We start from the raw sequence: 15,295 nt of genomic DNA on the forward strand, positions 1-15,295 counted from the left end.
TGGTGGGCGACTACAACCCGGACGACGCGGTGGACGCGGTTGCCTTGGCATGGCTTCGCGAAAGGCCGGGCACGCCCGTGGAGGGTATCGGCATCGTCACCAGGCTGTGGATGTGCGCCAAGCTGCTCGGTGAGGATCGCCGACGGGTACTCGCCTCGGCCGGTGCGGACACAGCCACGCTGGACCTACTCAGTGTCCTGCGGCGATCCGGCGAGCCGTATCAGTTGACGACTCGCCAGATCACCGAGCAGACCGGAGTCACGGCCGGTGCGATCTCGCAACGACTCGCGCGCGCGGAGAACGCGGGTCTGGTGGAGAGGTCCTCCGCCGCGCAAGGGTCACGAATAGTGCTCGTGACCCTCACTGCCGCCGGTCACGAGCTGGTGGAGCAATTGGTGGACCGAGTTCTCGGCCGTGAAGCCGAACTGACGTCGATTCTCACCGAGCAGCAGCAGGCCGAACTCACCGAACTGCTGCGTGTCTTTCTCGACGGCCTACGCGGCGAACTCGGTGACTCCGGCGTCGCGCACGTCGGGGCTTGATCAGGACAGGCGCTCGAAGACCGCAGCCAGGCCCTGCCCGCCGCCGATGCACATCGTCTCGAGGCCGTAACGCGCTTCGCGACGGTCCATCTCGCGCAACAGGGTGGCCAGGATTCGTCCACCCGTAGCTCCGACCGGATGTCCGAGGGAGATGCCGGAGCCGTTGGGGTTGATGCGTGGGTCGTCGGCCTCGAGATTCCAGCTCTGCAGGACTGCAAGTGCTTGTGCCGCAAAGGCTTCGTTGAGTTCGATGACGTCCATGTCCGCCAGGGACAGCCCGAGGCGGCCGAGTGCCTTCTCCGACGCCGGTACGGGGCCGATGCCCATGGTGCGCGGCGGAACGCCCGCAACGCTCCAACTCGCGAGGCGTGCGAGCGGTCGCAGTCCGAGGGTACGAGCTTTGTCGGCGGTGGTGACGATCGCCAGTGCTGCGCCGTCGTTCTGACCGCTGGCATTACCTGCAGTCACGGTGGAGTCGGGGTCGATCTTTGCGCGCATGGGACGAAGGCGCGCAAGCGATTCCATCGAGGTGTCGGCGCGTGGATGCTCGTCGGTGTCGACGAGCAGGGCCTCGCCCTTGCGCTGCGGAACGGATACCGGAACGATTTCTTCGGCGAAGACGCCGTTCTTCTGTGCTGCGACGGCACGCTGATGGGACTGAACCGCGAGTGCATCTTGATCCTCGCGGCTGATGGAGAACTCGGCGCGCAGGTTCTCTGCCGTTTCGATCATTCCGCCGGGAACCGGGAAGTCACGTCCGCCGGCTGTGACGCGGGCGCGCGCGAGACGATCGCTGAGCGCAACTCCTTCACCCTTGACGCCCCAACGCATTCCGGTTGCGTAGAACTCGGCCTGGCTCATCGACTCGGCACCGCCCGCGAGGACCAGATCACTGCCACCGGATTGAACCTGCATGACGGCCTGGATGACTGCCTGTAATCCCGACCCGCACCGGCGATCCACCTGCATGCCGGGAACATCGATGCCCAGACCCGCGTTGAGCGCCGCGATGCGTCCGATCGCCGGAGCCTCACCGTTCGGCGAAGCCTGGCCGAGAATGACGTCGTCGATCTCCGCGCCGGAAATGCCGGTACGCGTGACGAGTTCGGTGATCAGCGTCGAGGCGAGATCTTCCGGGGCTACGTCACGGAAGACACCGCCGAAGCGGCCGACAGGGGTACGGAGCGGTTCACAGATGACAACGTCAGGCATTGGTTCTTCCTTGGGTCTGCTCGGTCAGCGGGTGGCAGCCGAGTGATTGTTGGACGACTGAGTACGTCCGAGATCGACGGAGATGGCGTCCGCGGTGGCGACTGCGGCCGGAACCAGTTCACCGCGAACAGCTTCGGCGCTGTAGCGGGCGGCTTGGGTGGAGATGTTGACGGCCGCGACCACGTCACCGGTCGCGTCCCGGATGGGTGCGGCGAGCGAGCGCAGACCCTCTTCGAGTTCCTGATCGACAATCGCGAATCCGTCGGCGCGAATCTTCTCGAGTTCGGCACGCAGTCCGTCGGCGGTGGAGATGGTCTTGCCGGTCAGGCGGGCGAAGGACACTCGGGCGAGGTAGGCGTCCAGTGCGTCGTCCGGCAAGCCGGCGAGCAGAACTCGACCCATGGATGTGGCGTACGCGGGAAAGCGCGTGCCGATGGTGATGGACACCGTCATGATGCGGCTGACCGGAACACGAGCCACGTAGACGACGTCGTCACCGTCGAGGATCGACACGGACGTGGATTCACGGACCTTGGCGGACAAAGCTTCCAGATGCGGCCCGGCAATCTCGGGGAGAGACAGACTGGACAGGTAGCTGTAGCCGAGTTCGAGGACGCGAGGCGTCAACCAGAACACCGAACCGTCAGTACGTACGTATTCGAGTTCGACGAGCGTGAGTAGGAAGCGGCGAGCAGTCGCACGCGTGAGATCGGTGTGCCGGGCAACCTCGCTGAGGGTGCGACGCGGGTGCTCACCGTCGAAAGCCTTGATGACGGAAAGCCCACGGGCCAGCGACTGCACGTAGTCCGGGGACGGTCCCGGCGCCTGCTCGCTGCTGTTCTCACTCATGTTGTCTCGTTCTCCTCAGGTTCGGCCGAGAGGTCCGCGAGTGCTTGCTTTCCCAGCGCAAAAGCCAAGTTGCTGTTCGGCACACCCGCATAGACCGCGGTATGGAGAAATACTTCCACGAGTTCGTCGGGATCGATCCCGGCACGCAGCGCAGCGCGAATGTGCATGTCGAGTTCGTGTTCGTTGCCGACGGCAGTGAGGATCGCGAGAGTGAGGAGCCTGCGGGTGTGGTGATCGAGGCCGGGGCGCGACCAGATGTCACCCCACGCCGTGCGAGTGATGAAGTCCTGGAAAGGGGCGGTGAACTCGGTGGCACCGGCAATGGAACGGTCGACGTGGGCGTCGCCGAGCACCTGGCGTCGTACGGTCATGCCGGCCGACACGGCGGCGCTACGTTGGGCGAGCGCAGATGTGTGCGAGGCAATATGCGTTGCAAGTAGTTTGGTGACGCGCCCGGCTTGTTCGACGTTGGCCAGGTGTGCGCCGGGATCAACGACGTGCAGTACCGCGTCGGCGATACCGTCGGCGATCGCGCTCAACGTCGCCGGAGGCGTCGCCGGATCCTGCTCGCCAGCGATGAGGAGCGTCGGAGCGACGATGCGGGCCAGGTCGGCGCGGCCGTCCCATACCGAAAGCGCCTCGCAGCAGGCGGCATAGCCCTCGTCGGGTGTGACTTCGACCATTGCGACGTGGCGGGCAACTAGTTCCGGATCGTTGTCGGCCAGACCCGGCGTGAACCAGCGTCCGACCACGGCGGCCGCGATGGATGCAATACCGTCCGCTCGGACAGCCTGGGCGCGATCGATCCACGGCTGAGCCGGGGCGAACTGCGCGGACGTGCACATCAAGGTCAACGTCTCGACGCGAGTGGGGTGATGTGCGGCGATCCACTGGCTGACAGCGCCGCCGAGGGAGAGCCCGACGAGATGTACGGACTCGAGTTCGAGCGAATCGAGGAGAACGATGACATCGCCGGCAAGATCGGCAATGGAGTAGGGGCCGGCGGGAACCGGCGACTTGCCATGGCCGCGATGGTCGACGGCGATGACGCGGTACCGATTCGACAGCGCGTGAATCTGCGGCTGCCACATGGACAGATCGGATCCGAGTGAACCCAGGAGAACCACTGCCGGGGCATCGAGATTGCCGGTCTGTTGAAAGTTGAGCGCGACGCTCATCGAGATCCTCCTGTGGGGCGTTCGGCGAGGGCGCGGTCGACCAGATCGGTGGCGTGGCCCAGATAGTGTGCGGGGTCGAGTAGTTCGGCGATCTCGGTTTCGCTCAGGTGCTCTGCGATGGCGGGATCACGATCCAATCTGGTTCCGGAAGTGGCTGCCGCGGTGACGATGTCGCGCGCTCGATCAGTGTGTGCGGACAGGGCCTTGGTGACACGCTCGGCGAGAATCAAGCCACCGGTGATGTCGAGATTGCGAGCCATCGACTCGGTGTGTACTTGCAGGCCGGTGAGGCTCACGGAAAGCTGGTGCGCCGCTCCGCCTGCCAGACGCAGGAGATCGGTGACGGTTTCCCACTCGGCGTGCCAGGGGCCTGCAGCGCGGGCGAATTCGTGATCCATGTTAGACAGGGCTGTGGCGACCAGTGCGGGAGCACGTCGCGCTGCTGCGCGGGCGGTGATGGCCGCGACGGGATTCTGCTTGTGCGGCATGGCCGATGAGCCGCCCGGAGCGCTTTCGGCGACCTCGGAGAGTTCGGTGGACGCCATGACGGTGATGTCGGTGGCGGGCTTGGAAACGGCGCCGGCGACGATACCGAGCGTGGTCGCGAGTTCTGCGATGGTCACGCGGTCGGTGTGCCAGGGAGCAACCTGCCTGGCCAGGCCGAGTTCGTCGGCCAGTGCATCGGCGATCCTGAGCCCGTCGGGATACAACGCAGCGAGTGTGCCTGCGGCGCCGCCGAATTGAACCGGCAACGTGGACAGCACGATCTCGAGGCGAATCGCTGCGGCGTCGAGTGCAGTGAACCAACTCGATGCCAGTAGCCCGAAGGTGGTCGGAAGTGCCTGCTGGCCCAGAGTTCTCGCGACCATCGGAGTGGAGCGATGGAGGCGGGCGAGGTGGGCGGCGGAATCGGCGGCGCGGGTCAGGTCGGCCAGAACCACCGCGCCCGCGCGTCGCGTCAACAGCATCAGCGCACAGTCCATGATGTCCTGACTGGTGGCGCCCGGGTGCACCACGGAGGCAGGCACACCCTCCTGTCCGACCCTTTCGCGCAGCATCTTCACCAGCGGAATGACGGGATTTCCGCCGGCGGCCGACGCGCGGCCGAGCGCCACGATGTCCAGACCGCCCGGTTGTGAGAGTTCGGCCGCGGCAGCAGCCACCGCGGCGCAATGTTCCCCGTCCGCCAATCCGACGGTGGCCATCGCACAACTCAGTGCGGCCTCCACGTCGAGCAACGCGGTGACCCACGCCTGGTCGGACAGGTGCTCCGATACGCGGGTGGCCCCGAACACCGGGTCGAACAGTGCGCCGCGAGTGGGCATGTGTACTCCTCTTACAGTTCGAAGAAGGGCGTCTCGACGCCGTTCGCGTCCTCGTCCTGAACATAGACCGTCCAGGAGTACCCACCGTCGACCTTGGTTGCAACCAGCTTCGCGCGTTCGGTTTCGCTCAGTGAGGACAGCACCGGATCTGTTGCGTGTGCGTCGGTGTCCTCGGGGAAGTACAAGCGGGTGACCAGGCGGTCGAGCATGCCGCGAGCGAAGACCGACACGTTCACGTGTGGGGCCTCGTTCGCATCCGTTTCAGTGGGCTGCGCACCGGGCTTGACAGTGTGGACCAGTGCAGTGCCCGTGGGATCCGCTGCGCTGCGGGCGAATCCGCGAAAACCAGCCGGAGTGAGCTCCACTGCGCCACGGGGATCGTCCGGATGGTTGAAGCGTCCGAGCGTATCGGCCTGCCATGTTTCGATCATCGCGTCGGCGACGGGTGTACGGGCGCCGTCGATCACCGTGATGGCCAGCGTGATTCGTCCGGGGGCAGCGGCGGGAGCGGCGTCGGGGCCGTCCGTCCAGGGGAGGCCGATGTGCCAGTACGGCCCGACGGTCTGAGAGGGCGTGACACCGAAGGGGGCGGTGGTGAAGTCGCCGGGGACGACCGGATAAGTGGGTGCGGGCTTCGCGGTGTGATCAGTCATCGTGGTCTTCCTCGTTCTCGAATACGGAGGCGTTACGGCCGCGCAGGACGATGTCGAAGCGGAATCCGAGAGCCCAGTTGGGGACTGTGGCGTCGTAGTCGAAGACGCTGACCATGCGGTGACGTGCTGCTTCGGGTACCGCGTTGTAGATCGGGTCCTGGAAGAACATCGGATCGTCGGGGAAGTACATCTGCGTCACGAGGCGCTGCGTGAATGCCGTGCCGAACAGCGAGAAATGGATGTGGGCCGGTCGCCAGGCGTTGTCGTGGTTCATCCACGGGTAGGCGCCCGGCTTGATCGTGGTGAAGCTGTAGTGGCCGTTCGCGTCGGTGACGCAGCGACCCAGGCCGTTGAAGAACGGATCCAGCGGCGCGGGCCAGTTGTCGCCGGTGTGGCGGTAGCGGCCACCGGCGTTGGCCTGCCACACCTCGAGCAGTGTGTGGGGGACGGGTTTTCCGTCGCCGTCGAGTACGCGGCCGTGAACGACGATGCGCTGTCCCTGTGCTTCGCCGCCGTTGGCAATGGTCAGGTCGTTTTCGCCGGCGCCGACGCGATCCTCGCCGAATACCGGCCCGGTGAGCTCCGTGAGCCGCTGGGGGAGCAGCTTCAGCGGCTGCTTCGGGTGGCGAAGGGAAGTCGTCTTGTAGTCCGCGAAATCGGCCGGGGCGTTGACGCCAGTCGGCCGCTGGTACCTCGGCGGTAGATGCAGCATAGGGAACCTCGTCGTTCGGTTACGTGAAGTTGTTCGCAATGTGTACATGTGTTGCGCTCTGCGAACAGAATAGTTCGTAGATGTGACCCAGGCAATGCCGGGGGCGAAAAATGTTCGTTATGCGGACGGGGGTTCACAATACGTACGGGTCGCGCTACTGTGATCGACATGATGGACAAAGTCATTCCCACTGCTGCCGAGGCCGTCGCCGACGTGCCGGACGGCGTCACGATCGCTGTCGGAGGTTTCGGGCTCGTCGGAGTGCCGGAAATCCTCATCGATGCGCTCCTCGAGCAGGGCGCGACATCACTCGAAACGGTGAGCAACAACTGCGGCACCGACGGGTTCGGGCTCGGAGTGCTTCTGGAGAAGGGGCGTATCCGTCGTACTGTCAGCTCGTACGTCGGCTCCAACAAGGAGTTCGCGCGTCAGTACCTTTCCGGTGAGCTGGAAGTCGAACTCACGCCGCAGGGCACGCTCGCCGAGCGCATGCGCGCCGGGGGAGCGGGCATCCCCGCGTTCTTCACCCCGGCCGGCGTCGGCACCCAGGTCGCCGACGGCGGCCTGCCACTGCGTTACGACGGTAACGGCGGCATCGCAGTTGCCAGTCCGCCCAAGGAAACTCGTGACTTCGACGGCGTCACCTACGTGATGGAGCGCGGCATCGTCGCCGACTATGCACTGGTCCATGCCTGGAAAGGTGACCGGCACGGCAACCTCGTCTACCGCGCGAGTACCCAGAACTTCAATCCGGCTGCAGCAACGTCGGGGCGCATCACCATTGCGCAGGTCGAGCACCTCGTAGAGCCGGGTGAGCTCGACCCCGCCGAGATCCACACGCCGGGCATTCACGTTCAGCGTGTTGTCCACGTCGGCCCCGTGACGGTCGGCATCGAGAATCGGACGGTACGAGCATGACTTCTGTACTACCCACCAAACTCACCCGCGAAGAGATGGCGGCCCGCGTCGCGCGCGAACTCGAGGACGGGCAGTACGTGAACCTCGGCATCGGTATGCCGACGCTGGTTCCGAACTACCTCCCGACCGACATCACCGTTGTATTGCACTCGGAGAACGGCGTTCTGGGCGTGGGGCCGTACCCGACCGAGGACGAACTCGATCCCGAGCTGATCAATGCGGGCAAGGAGACCATCACCGTTCTCCCCGGTGCGTCGTTCTTCGACTCCTCAGCGTCGTTCGGCATGATCCGCGGCGGCCAGGTCGACGTTGCCGTGCTCGGTGCCATGCAGGTCAGTGCCACCGGAGACCTCGCGAACTGGATGATCCCCGGCCACATGGTCAAAGGCATGGGCGGCGCGATGGATCTGGTCCACGGCGCAAAGCGCGTCATCGTGATGATGGAGCACGTCTCGAAGAAGGGTGAGCACAAGATCGTCGAGGAGTGCTCGCTTCCGCTGACCGGTAAGGGCTGCGTCCAGCGAATCATCACCGACATGGCCGTGATCGACGTGACTGACGACGGTCTCCGCCTGGTGGAGACGGCGCCGGGCATCAGCGTCGAGGACGTGGTTGCTGCTACCGGAGCGAAACTGATTCTTTGACAGTCTGTTTCATCTGATGGCTCAGCCGCCGGGTCGTGACTTCCATCCGACCTGGCGGCTGTTTTACGCCCCGACGTCGCTCAGCTCGCTCTCGACCGGAATCCAGAGCTCGAACCGTGCGACGGTGAAATCGTCGTTGTATTCGGTACGCATGATCTCGGGACCAGGTACGGAGCGAAAAGGGTTGGCAGGGAACCATTCCGTGTAGATATCTCGCCACAAATACTGCACAGATTCGATTTCCGACCCGTCGGCGGTGAAGACGGCCCACGTGTGTGCGTCGACCGTCAGCAGATCGAAACCCGTGGGTGAAGGTTTGCCGGTGACCACTCCCAGGTAGTAATCCAGTTCTGTGCCTTCGGTTCTGGGATGCGCCAAATTGTCGACGACACTGACGATTCCCGCCGGGTCCTGATCGGAGAGCTCGCGCAACCCTCGCAACGCAACCTTGTCCACGGAGCGGGTGAAATCTTCGATCGCAGAATTGGGACCTTCGTGAACCAATGGAACCCGGGTCTTGAACCCGACTACCGTCAGGGCAGGTTTGTCCACAAGCATGTAGTCCATCGGTGTGGCTCCTTCCAGTGTCACGTGAATGACAAGTTTCTGTTGCGATTTGAGAACGGCGGGAGCGCGTTTGACCGCGCCGGGGCTCACGCCGTGAAATGCGGTGAACGCTCGTGTGAAGGCTTCCGCGGACGAGTAGCCGTACTTCACGGCGGTCTCCAACACTCCTGATCTGCTGACGGACAACTCGGCACCGGCCAGGGTGAGTCGACGTCGACGGATGTATTCGGATACGGGAATGCCGGCCAGGGCCGAGAACATCCTCCGAAAGTGATACTCCGAGGTGGTTGCCAGCCTTGCCATCTCGGCTGTATCGATCTCGCCGCTCAGATTGCTTTCGATGTAGTCGAGCGCGCGGTTCAGTCCGTCGATCATCGTGTCTTCCTGTTCACGGGTTTCACGCTACGCAGATCACTTGGGCCGTACCCGACTATCCGTGCCCGAAAAAGTAGGGCAGGAAATGCATCTGGACAACTCAGTTAATCATCATTATCTTGAATCGAACATCGATGGCTGACCAGGAGGCACAGTGAGCACCCGTTTTCCGCAGGCTGAATTGACCGAGGTGCCCGAGGACATCGCCACCAAGATTCTCGAGATCCAGGAGAAGTCGGGGTTCGTGCCCAACGTCTTCCTGATGTTCGCTCGGCGCCCAGCCGAGTTCCGGGCATTCTTCGCATACCACGACGCGATCATGCTCAAGGAAGATTCCGCACTCACCAAGGGTGATCGAGAAATGATCGTCACCACGATCTCTGCGGCCAACAAATGTACGTACTGCGTTGTCGCGCACGGCGCAATTCTGCGTATCTACGAGAAGAAGCCGCTGGTTGCCGACCAGGTTGCGGTCAACTATCGCACCGCAGAAATCTCCGATCGTCAGCGCGCGATGCTCGACTTCGCCACCAAGGTGAACTCCGCCTCACACGAAATCGCCGACGCCGACTTCGACGCCCTCCGTGTGCACGGCTTCGGCGACGAGGACGCGTGGGACATCGCCGCGATCACTGCATTCTTCGGGCTCAGCAATCGCATGGCGAGTTTCTCCGGCATGCTGCCCAATCCGGAGTTCTACCTGATGGGGCGCGTTCCGCGGTCCTGATTCCTGCGGGTAGAGCAGCAGCTCTCAATTTTTCGGACCGACCGGTCGTAACGTCTGGAAGTCAGCCGACGAAGTAAAGGCTGTCCACGCCGGAATTGCCGTCTTCGTAAAGAAGGCCGAAAGGTTGAGCGCTATGTCGGAGAAGTCCATCGCCCATTCTCGGAGGGTCCGCTCTGCGGCCGCCGGTGCCGTACTAGCTCTCGGATTGGCGGTGGGCGGCACGGGAATTGCATCGGCAGAGCCGGAAACCGTGTGTACACCGAGCGCTGATCCGCTGGTGACCTGCGCCGAGGAAGAGGCAGCTGCCACCACCGACGCCGACGCGGCGACGAGCACCGAGACCACGCCGGAGAAGGTTGAAGCCGGGGTCGCGGGCACGGGCAGTGCCGAAACCGCTGGTACGGACGCTGCAGCACTGGCGGAAGCCGAAGCAAAAGCCAAGGCAGCTGCCGACGCGGCAGCGAAGGCCGCCGAAGCAGCCGCGACGGCAGGGGTCGACTCGTCCGCAGCGACAGACACTTCGGTGAAGGCGACCGAGGCAATGACCCAGGCGAGCGTCGAGGCAACCAAGGCGGCGGTCGAATCGACCAAGGCCAAGGCGGAGGCCGGGGCCGCGGAACAGTCTGCCAAGGAAGCCGAAGAGGCAGCCAAGGTTGCGGAGTCCGCGGCGGCCGATGCGAAAGAGGTAGCAAAAACAGCTCAGGCAGAAGCCGACGCGGCCGCGGCCAAGGCTGCTGAACTCGAGGAGGCTGCGAAGGCCGCCGGTTCGGGGCCCAAGACCGAAGAGGCAGCAAAGGCGCGCGCCGAGGCTAATGCTCTGCAGGCCAAGGCCGATGAGGCGAAGGCTGCCGCGGATGCAAACGCCAAACTGGTAGCGGACAAGAACAAGGAAGCCGAGGAAGCCTTCAAGAACTGGGATTTCGCGAAGGCAGCCGTCGCTAAGGCTCAGGCGTTGGCCGCAGCTTGGAATGCCAAGCAGCTCGCGATCACCGTCAAGGAAACTCAGAAGGTGGCCTCCGCCGCCGAAACCACCGCCAAGGCAGCCGAGTCCGCAGCCGCCACCGAGGTAGAAGCTGCCACCGCCGCCCGTAAGGCCGCAGATGAAGCGGCAGCTACCGCAGCTTCCGCACAGAAGGACGCTGCCGCTGCACAGAAGGCCGCGGAGACGGCGCAGGCCGAGGCCGACGCTGCAGGGGAGGCGGCCACCGACAAGCGAGCAATCGCCGACGAAAAGGCTGCCGAAGCCGCCATGAAGGCCGAAGCTGCCGAAGCAGCGAGTAAGAAGGCGCAGGATCTCTACCTGGCCGCCGAAGACGCGAAGGCGGCGGCCGACGCCGCAGCAGCAAAGGCCAAGGAAGCTCAGGCCGCCGCAGCTGCCGCAAAGGCTGAAGCGGATGCAGCGCAGAAGATCGTCGACGAGCTCAAGGCAAAGGGCGAGAAGGAGATCGACAACGGAACAGGCGTCGGCGGTGAGGTGATCATCGGTGAGCACACCGACGACGGCTCCGGAGTCACGAAGGTCGACGAGACCACCGCTGTAGTGAACAAGACCGGCGTCAAGCTGGTCGGCTACTACAACAACAAGGGAGCCTTTGACGTCGTCGACTACTACGTCACCGACGCCGACGGCGATCCGGCACTCGCTGGAAGCCTGCCCCCGGTCGATCTTGCTCTCGGCGACACCGCAAGCAGCAGCACCAGCGGTAGCAGCAACTCCAACCTGCCGGCTGTATTGATCGGCGTCGGAGTCGTCGGCGCTGCCGCCGCAGCAGCTACGACGGTGGTTGTTCGTCGCAAGCGTCATGACGGCCCGGGCAACACGTCTGCGTAGCCTCGGTCTCTCGGCGGTAGCGATCCTCGCCCTCCTCGTATCCGGATGTTCGGGCGAGAACGCGGGATCGCTACCTGACCGCTCGCCGGTGCAGTCGCATATCGCGGCTGCACCGGCTTCGGTGACCGTCGATCCGGCAGAACCCGAGAGGATCGAGTTGAGGTCTGCGTCCGGGGTCACGTACCTGAGCAGTCCGTTGCACTCGGAGAAACTGATGCGCGGCGGCGAGAGTGGGCAGCAACTGAATCCCGTCGACGAACTGCCGGTGTGGTGGGGTGAAAGCGGAATGCCGGGAACGTCGACCACACAAACAGTTGTCGTGGTCGGCCACAACTACACCACTCGCGAAGCACCGTTCCGGGCGCTCCGGGTAGTGGAGCCGGGCGATCGAATTCTCCTGGGTACACCGAACGGCACACTCGAGTACGACGTCGAAACAGTCGGGCCGCTGCACAAAGGTTCGCTGCTGGGCGCTCACGAGTTGCGCGAATCGGTTCCGGGACGGCTGATCCTCGCCAATTGTGATGTCGTCGAAGGAGAGTCGACCGACGACAATTACGTTGTCATCGCCCAGCTGGCAGCGCACTGAATCCGTGGCAGTGCAAGAATAGGTACATGGATTCCCTCGGACTTCTCTCGGAACTGGTAGCTCTCGACACGGTCTCGGGGGAGTCCGCTCCTCAACAGCGGGCGATGGATTCGATTGTCTCGTTGGTTCTCTCACGTGCGCCACAGGCGAAGGTGGAGTCAGACCTGACCGGCAATCATCCCTGGGCCTTGATCACCAACGAAGCTGCACCCTCGGCAGCCAGACTCCTGTTCGCCTGCCACGTGGACACGGTGCCGGTGGGCACTGTCTCCGACTGGGAGTTCGATCCGTATGCCGCACAGGTCGACGGCGAATTGTTCCTCGGCAGAGGGACATCGGATATGAAGGCCGGCCTTGTTGCCGCTACTGCCGCGGTTGTCGACGCTTTCGAACGTGGAGTCCCGGTCGCGCTGTTGCTGACGAGCGACGAGGAAATCGGATCGCTCGGGGCTGTTCGTTCGGCCGACGCCGTTGCGAATCTCGAGGTCGGGGCCGTCATCGTTCCCGAGGCGACCGGCAATCGCATCAACCTGGGGCACCGCGGCGCACTGTGGCTCGAAGTGTCCGTCAAAGGAAAAGCCGCGCACGGGAGTACGCCGCAGCGAGGAACTAACGCCGTCCTCAAACTGCTTGACGTCGTCGACCGAGCCCGGCGTGAGCTTCCGCTGTCGTCCGACGCGTTTCTGGGTGCCGAAACCTGGAACCTCGGCTTGGTCGGCGGGGGTTCGGCTCCGAACATCGTGCCGGACAGTGCACGTGCGGTGATCGATCACCGCACGGTGGGAGACGGCGCCGACCTGCTCGCGTGGTGGCGAGCCCAACCAGAAGTCGACTCGGTGGAGACGTCGATTCATCTGGGAGGTGTGCGTACCGACGCGTCGGACCCGTGGTTGGCCACCCTGCCTATCCCTGTTGCAACCGAACCGGTTTCGTACTTCACCGACGCTTCGGTACTGGCCGCCGCCGCCCCTGGTGCTCCCGTCGTGATCTGGGGCCCTGGCACTCCCTCGCTGATGCATGCGGCCAACGAAAGCGTCAAGGTTTCCGAACTGGACGATGCGATCGCTGCTTACGGTGCGGTTGCCGCCGCTTGGCCGACGGTGGACTGACGGACAATCAGTTCAGGAGCAAGCGCGATGTGGGCTGTCGACTCGGAAGAGTTGTTCATCGCCTGATCCAGAAGTCGCACAGCTTCTTCCGCGATTCTTTCCTGCGGCTGCCCGACGGTGGTCAACGGTGGGTTGCACAATTCGGAGAATGGGATGTTGTCGAAACCGGTGACCAGAACGTCGCCGGGAACGTCGATGCCCAATGTGTGACACGTCTGCAACACGCCAAGTGCGATCAAGTCGTCGGCGCAGACCAGGGCGTCGGGGCGAGTTTTGCCGGTCAGGATGATGTTGGATGCCGTGCGCCCCCACTCGATCGAGTACTCGCCGAGTTGTGTCCACTCGTCACGAGTTTCGATGCCCATTCGATCCGCGTGGCGGAAGAAGCCGGCCCGGCGAAGTTCTGTTGACGAATTGGTCAGCTCGGAACTGATGAAGGCGGCTGATTGCGCGCCACGCTCCGACAGATGCTCCATCACCAGGGATTGAGCGGCGTCGTCGTCGACGCCGACCCAGTCCGTCTGGGTATCCATTGCAAACCGGTCCAGTTGAACGACCGGAAGCGTTGCCGCGCTGGCTCGGACGGCTTCTGCACTCAGTTCGCCGTGGCACGGGCTGATGATGATTCCGTCCACTTGCCGGGAGACGAGCGACTTGAGTCGCTGCGCTTCCACGTCGGGATCGGAACGAGAATCGCACAGGAACAGTTGTAGTCCGCGCCGAGCGAGGACGTGTTCGACGTTGACCACCAGCGAAGTGAAGAAGGGGTTCGCGATACTCGGAACCACCATTCCGACAGTGTCCGTCCGATTACGACGCAGCGAGCTGGCGATGATGTTTCCCGAGTATCCGAGAGAATCCGCGGCTCGTTTGATCGTCGCTGCAAGCTCGTCCGAGACAGGGCGGGATCCGGACAGTGCCCGCGACACGGTGGCCGTCGACACCCCGGCCAGTTCCGCGACATCGCGAATGGTCGCCTTGCGCATGCGTCCCCCGTTTTCTGCTCGATTCGGGTCCGAGGTTATCGAACCGCACGGTCCAGTGTCCCGCATGTAACGCGATTGAGGCAATCGTTTACAAATTCGAATTGTGAAATCCTTGACACAACCCGGTGTTGATCGCATAACCTGCTAATTCATCAAGGCAATCGATTACATCGTGTGCAGATCTTGTGCATGGACATACAGCGCAAATCTTGCGCATGGAATGGGGTAGCTGAAGTGACCGCATCACCGCTCGGAGTCTTTCCGCCCAAGCCCTCGGCGCTGGCAGAGATGTTCACCGGCACGCCATCTCTCATCGGGGCCATTCACCTCCCGGCCCTGCCGGGCAGCCCGCACTACACCGGGCAGCCGGTTTCGGAAATTGCTCGCTTCGCCGTCGAGGAAGCACACGCGTATGTCGACAACGGTTTCGACGGTGTGATCGTCGAAAATCACTGGGACATACCGTTCCTCAAGCCCGGCGAACACGGATACGAAACCGCCGCCAGCATGGGAGTCATCACGGCAGCGGTGGTCGGCGAGTTCGGCAAGGCGGTCGGCGTCAGCATCCTGTCCAACGCCGGCGAGTGCGGAGTGGCCGCAGCGTGGGCGGCAGGCGCGAGTTTTGTGCGCGTCAATCAGTGGGCAAATGCCTACATTGCCAATGAGGGATTCATCGAGGGTCAGGCGGCCAAGACGACGCGCTTCCGCCATCGCATCGGTGCCGACCCGGTCCGGATCTTCGCTGACGTGCACGTCAAGCACGGTGCGCATGCCATTGTCGCGGACCGCACTGTCGCGGAACAGACCGAAGACGCCGAGTTCTTCGACGCAGATGTTCTGATCGCGACGGGTTCGCGCACCGGTGACGCCGCTTCGGTCGACGAGGTTTCCGTGATCCGAGACAACACCGTTCTTCCCGTGATCATCGGATCCGGCATCACGGCTGCCAATGTCGCAGCGCTGATGAAGGAATGCGACGGCGCCATAGTTGCATCCTCGGTGAAGGACAATGGACGCTGGTGGGGACGGGTCGCAGGCGAGAAGGTCCGCGAACTGTCCCGGGCCGCAGGAAAGTAAC

At 63.7% G+C, this 15,295-nt stretch carries 16 protein-coding genes; 8 read left to right on the forward strand and 8 right to left on the reverse strand.

All coding sequences use genetic code 11. From position 1 onward, the window contains the following. Positions 1 to 2: 2 nt before the first annotated feature. Positions 3 to 542 (forward strand): MarR family winged helix-turn-helix transcriptional regulator, encoded by a 540-nt coding sequence (locus G4D79_RS09160; protein WP_099698127.1) that lies wholly within the window; start codon positions 3 to 5, stop codon positions 540 to 542. Here G4D79_RS09160 and G4D79_RS09165 read toward each other — a convergent pair whose 3' ends face one another. Genes G4D79_RS09165 through pcaH form a run of 6 tightly spaced genes read right to left on the reverse strand, consistent with a single transcriptional unit; the run spans position 543 to position 6,471 of the window. Next, positions 543 to 1,754: an acetyl-CoA C-acetyltransferase gene (locus tag G4D79_RS09165; RefSeq protein WP_007730007.1), complete on the reverse strand. Its 1,212-nt coding sequence runs from the start codon at positions 1,752 to 1,754 to the stop codon at positions 543 to 545. Positions 1,755 to 1,778: 24 nt separating this feature from the next. Further along, positions 1,779 to 2,603, reverse strand: coding sequence for an IclR family transcriptional regulator C-terminal domain-containing protein (locus G4D79_RS09170; RefSeq protein WP_007730008.1), 825 nt, complete (start codon positions 2,601 to 2,603; stop codon positions 1,779 to 1,781). Continuing rightward, a complete protein-coding gene (pcaD, locus tag G4D79_RS09175; RefSeq protein ID WP_099698120.1) occupies positions 2,600 to 3,781 on the reverse strand; it encodes a 3-oxoadipate enol-lactonase in 1,182 nt (393 codons plus the stop codon). Before pcaD ends, G4D79_RS09170 begins: the two co-directional genes overlap by 4 nt. Beyond that, positions 3,778 to 5,106, reverse strand: a complete 1,329-nt coding sequence (pcaB, locus tag G4D79_RS09180; protein ID WP_030536552.1) for a 3-carboxy-cis,cis-muconate cycloisomerase — start codon at positions 5,104 to 5,106, stop codon at positions 3,778 to 3,780. The genes pcaD and pcaB overlap by 4 nt, the downstream gene beginning before the upstream one ends. Positions 5,107 to 5,117: 11 nt before the next feature. Then, positions 5,118 to 5,759 (reverse strand): protocatechuate 3,4-dioxygenase subunit alpha, encoded by a 642-nt coding sequence (pcaG, locus tag G4D79_RS09185; protein WP_099698119.1) that lies wholly within the window; start codon positions 5,757 to 5,759, stop codon positions 5,118 to 5,120. Next, positions 5,752 to 6,471 (reverse strand): protocatechuate 3,4-dioxygenase subunit beta, encoded by a 720-nt coding sequence (gene pcaH, locus G4D79_RS09190; protein ID WP_007730015.1) that lies wholly within the window; start codon positions 6,469 to 6,471, stop codon positions 5,752 to 5,754. Before pcaH ends, pcaG begins: the two co-directional genes overlap by 8 nt. A 171-nt stretch (positions 6,472 to 6,642) precedes the next feature. On the opposite strand from pcaH, the gene G4D79_RS09195 reads away from it, so the two are divergent. Both G4D79_RS09195 and G4D79_RS09200 read left to right on the forward strand, forming a co-directional pair. Further along, positions 6,643 to 7,389 carry a CoA transferase subunit A gene (locus G4D79_RS09195; protein WP_007730016.1) on the forward strand — a complete coding sequence of 249 codons (747 nt, stop codon included), beginning with the start codon at positions 6,643 to 6,645 and terminating at the stop codon, positions 7,387 to 7,389. Then, entirely contained in the window at positions 7,386 to 8,033 is a 648-nt protein-coding gene (locus tag G4D79_RS09200) for a CoA transferase subunit B (protein ID WP_007730017.1), read from the forward strand. The genes G4D79_RS09195 and G4D79_RS09200 overlap by 4 nt, the downstream gene beginning before the upstream one ends. Before the next feature lie 63 nt (positions 8,034 to 8,096). On the opposite strand, the gene G4D79_RS09205 is transcribed toward G4D79_RS09200, so the two are convergent. Beyond that, positions 8,097 to 8,975, reverse strand: coding sequence for an AraC family transcriptional regulator (locus G4D79_RS09205; RefSeq protein WP_099698118.1), 879 nt, complete (start codon positions 8,973 to 8,975; stop codon positions 8,097 to 8,099). A gap of 154 nt (positions 8,976 to 9,129) precedes the next feature. Here G4D79_RS09205 and G4D79_RS09210 point away from each other — a divergent pair, with 154 nt between their 5' ends. The 4 genes from G4D79_RS09210 to G4D79_RS09225 all read left to right on the forward strand — a co-directional run bounded on the left by G4D79_RS09210 (position 9,130) and on the right by G4D79_RS09225 (position 13,231). Further along, positions 9,130 to 9,702: a peroxidase-related enzyme gene (locus tag G4D79_RS09210; RefSeq protein WP_099698117.1), complete on the forward strand. Its 573-nt coding sequence runs from the start codon at positions 9,130 to 9,132 to the stop codon at positions 9,700 to 9,702. Between the two features lie 133 nt (positions 9,703 to 9,835). After that, positions 9,836 to 11,533, forward strand: coding sequence for a hypothetical protein (locus G4D79_RS09215; RefSeq protein WP_099698116.1), 1,698 nt, complete (start codon positions 9,836 to 9,838; stop codon positions 11,531 to 11,533). Beyond that, positions 11,505 to 12,122, forward strand: a complete 618-nt coding sequence (locus G4D79_RS09220; RefSeq protein WP_047272058.1) for a sortase domain-bontaining protein — start codon at positions 11,505 to 11,507, stop codon at positions 12,120 to 12,122. The genes G4D79_RS09215 and G4D79_RS09220 overlap by 29 nt, the downstream gene beginning before the upstream one ends. Before the next feature lie 26 nt (positions 12,123 to 12,148). Next, positions 12,149 to 13,231, forward strand: a complete 1,083-nt coding sequence (locus G4D79_RS09225) for a M20/M25/M40 family metallo-hydrolase (RefSeq protein WP_030536559.1) — start codon at positions 12,149 to 12,151, stop codon at positions 13,229 to 13,231. Here G4D79_RS09225 and G4D79_RS09230 read toward each other — a convergent pair. Then, positions 13,192 to 14,217 carry a LacI family DNA-binding transcriptional regulator gene (locus G4D79_RS09230; RefSeq protein ID WP_003939717.1) on the reverse strand — a complete coding sequence of 342 codons (1,026 nt, stop codon included), beginning with the start codon at positions 14,215 to 14,217 and terminating at the stop codon, positions 13,192 to 13,194. The genes G4D79_RS09225 and G4D79_RS09230 overlap by 40 nt on opposite strands. A gap of 234 nt (positions 14,218 to 14,451) precedes the next feature. On the opposite strand from G4D79_RS09230, the gene G4D79_RS09235 reads away from it, so the two are divergent. Further along, positions 14,452 to 15,294, forward strand: a complete 843-nt coding sequence (locus G4D79_RS09235) for a BtpA/SgcQ family protein (RefSeq protein WP_003940276.1) — start codon at positions 14,452 to 14,454, stop codon at positions 15,292 to 15,294. The last annotated feature ends 1 nt before the right edge of the window (position 15,295 follow it).

This window comes from Rhodococcus sp. WY5 (genome assembly GCF_018588185.1).
GTDB classification, from domain to species: Bacteria; Actinomycetota; Actinomycetes; order Mycobacteriales; family Mycobacteriaceae; genus Rhodococcus_F; species Rhodococcus_F qingshengii.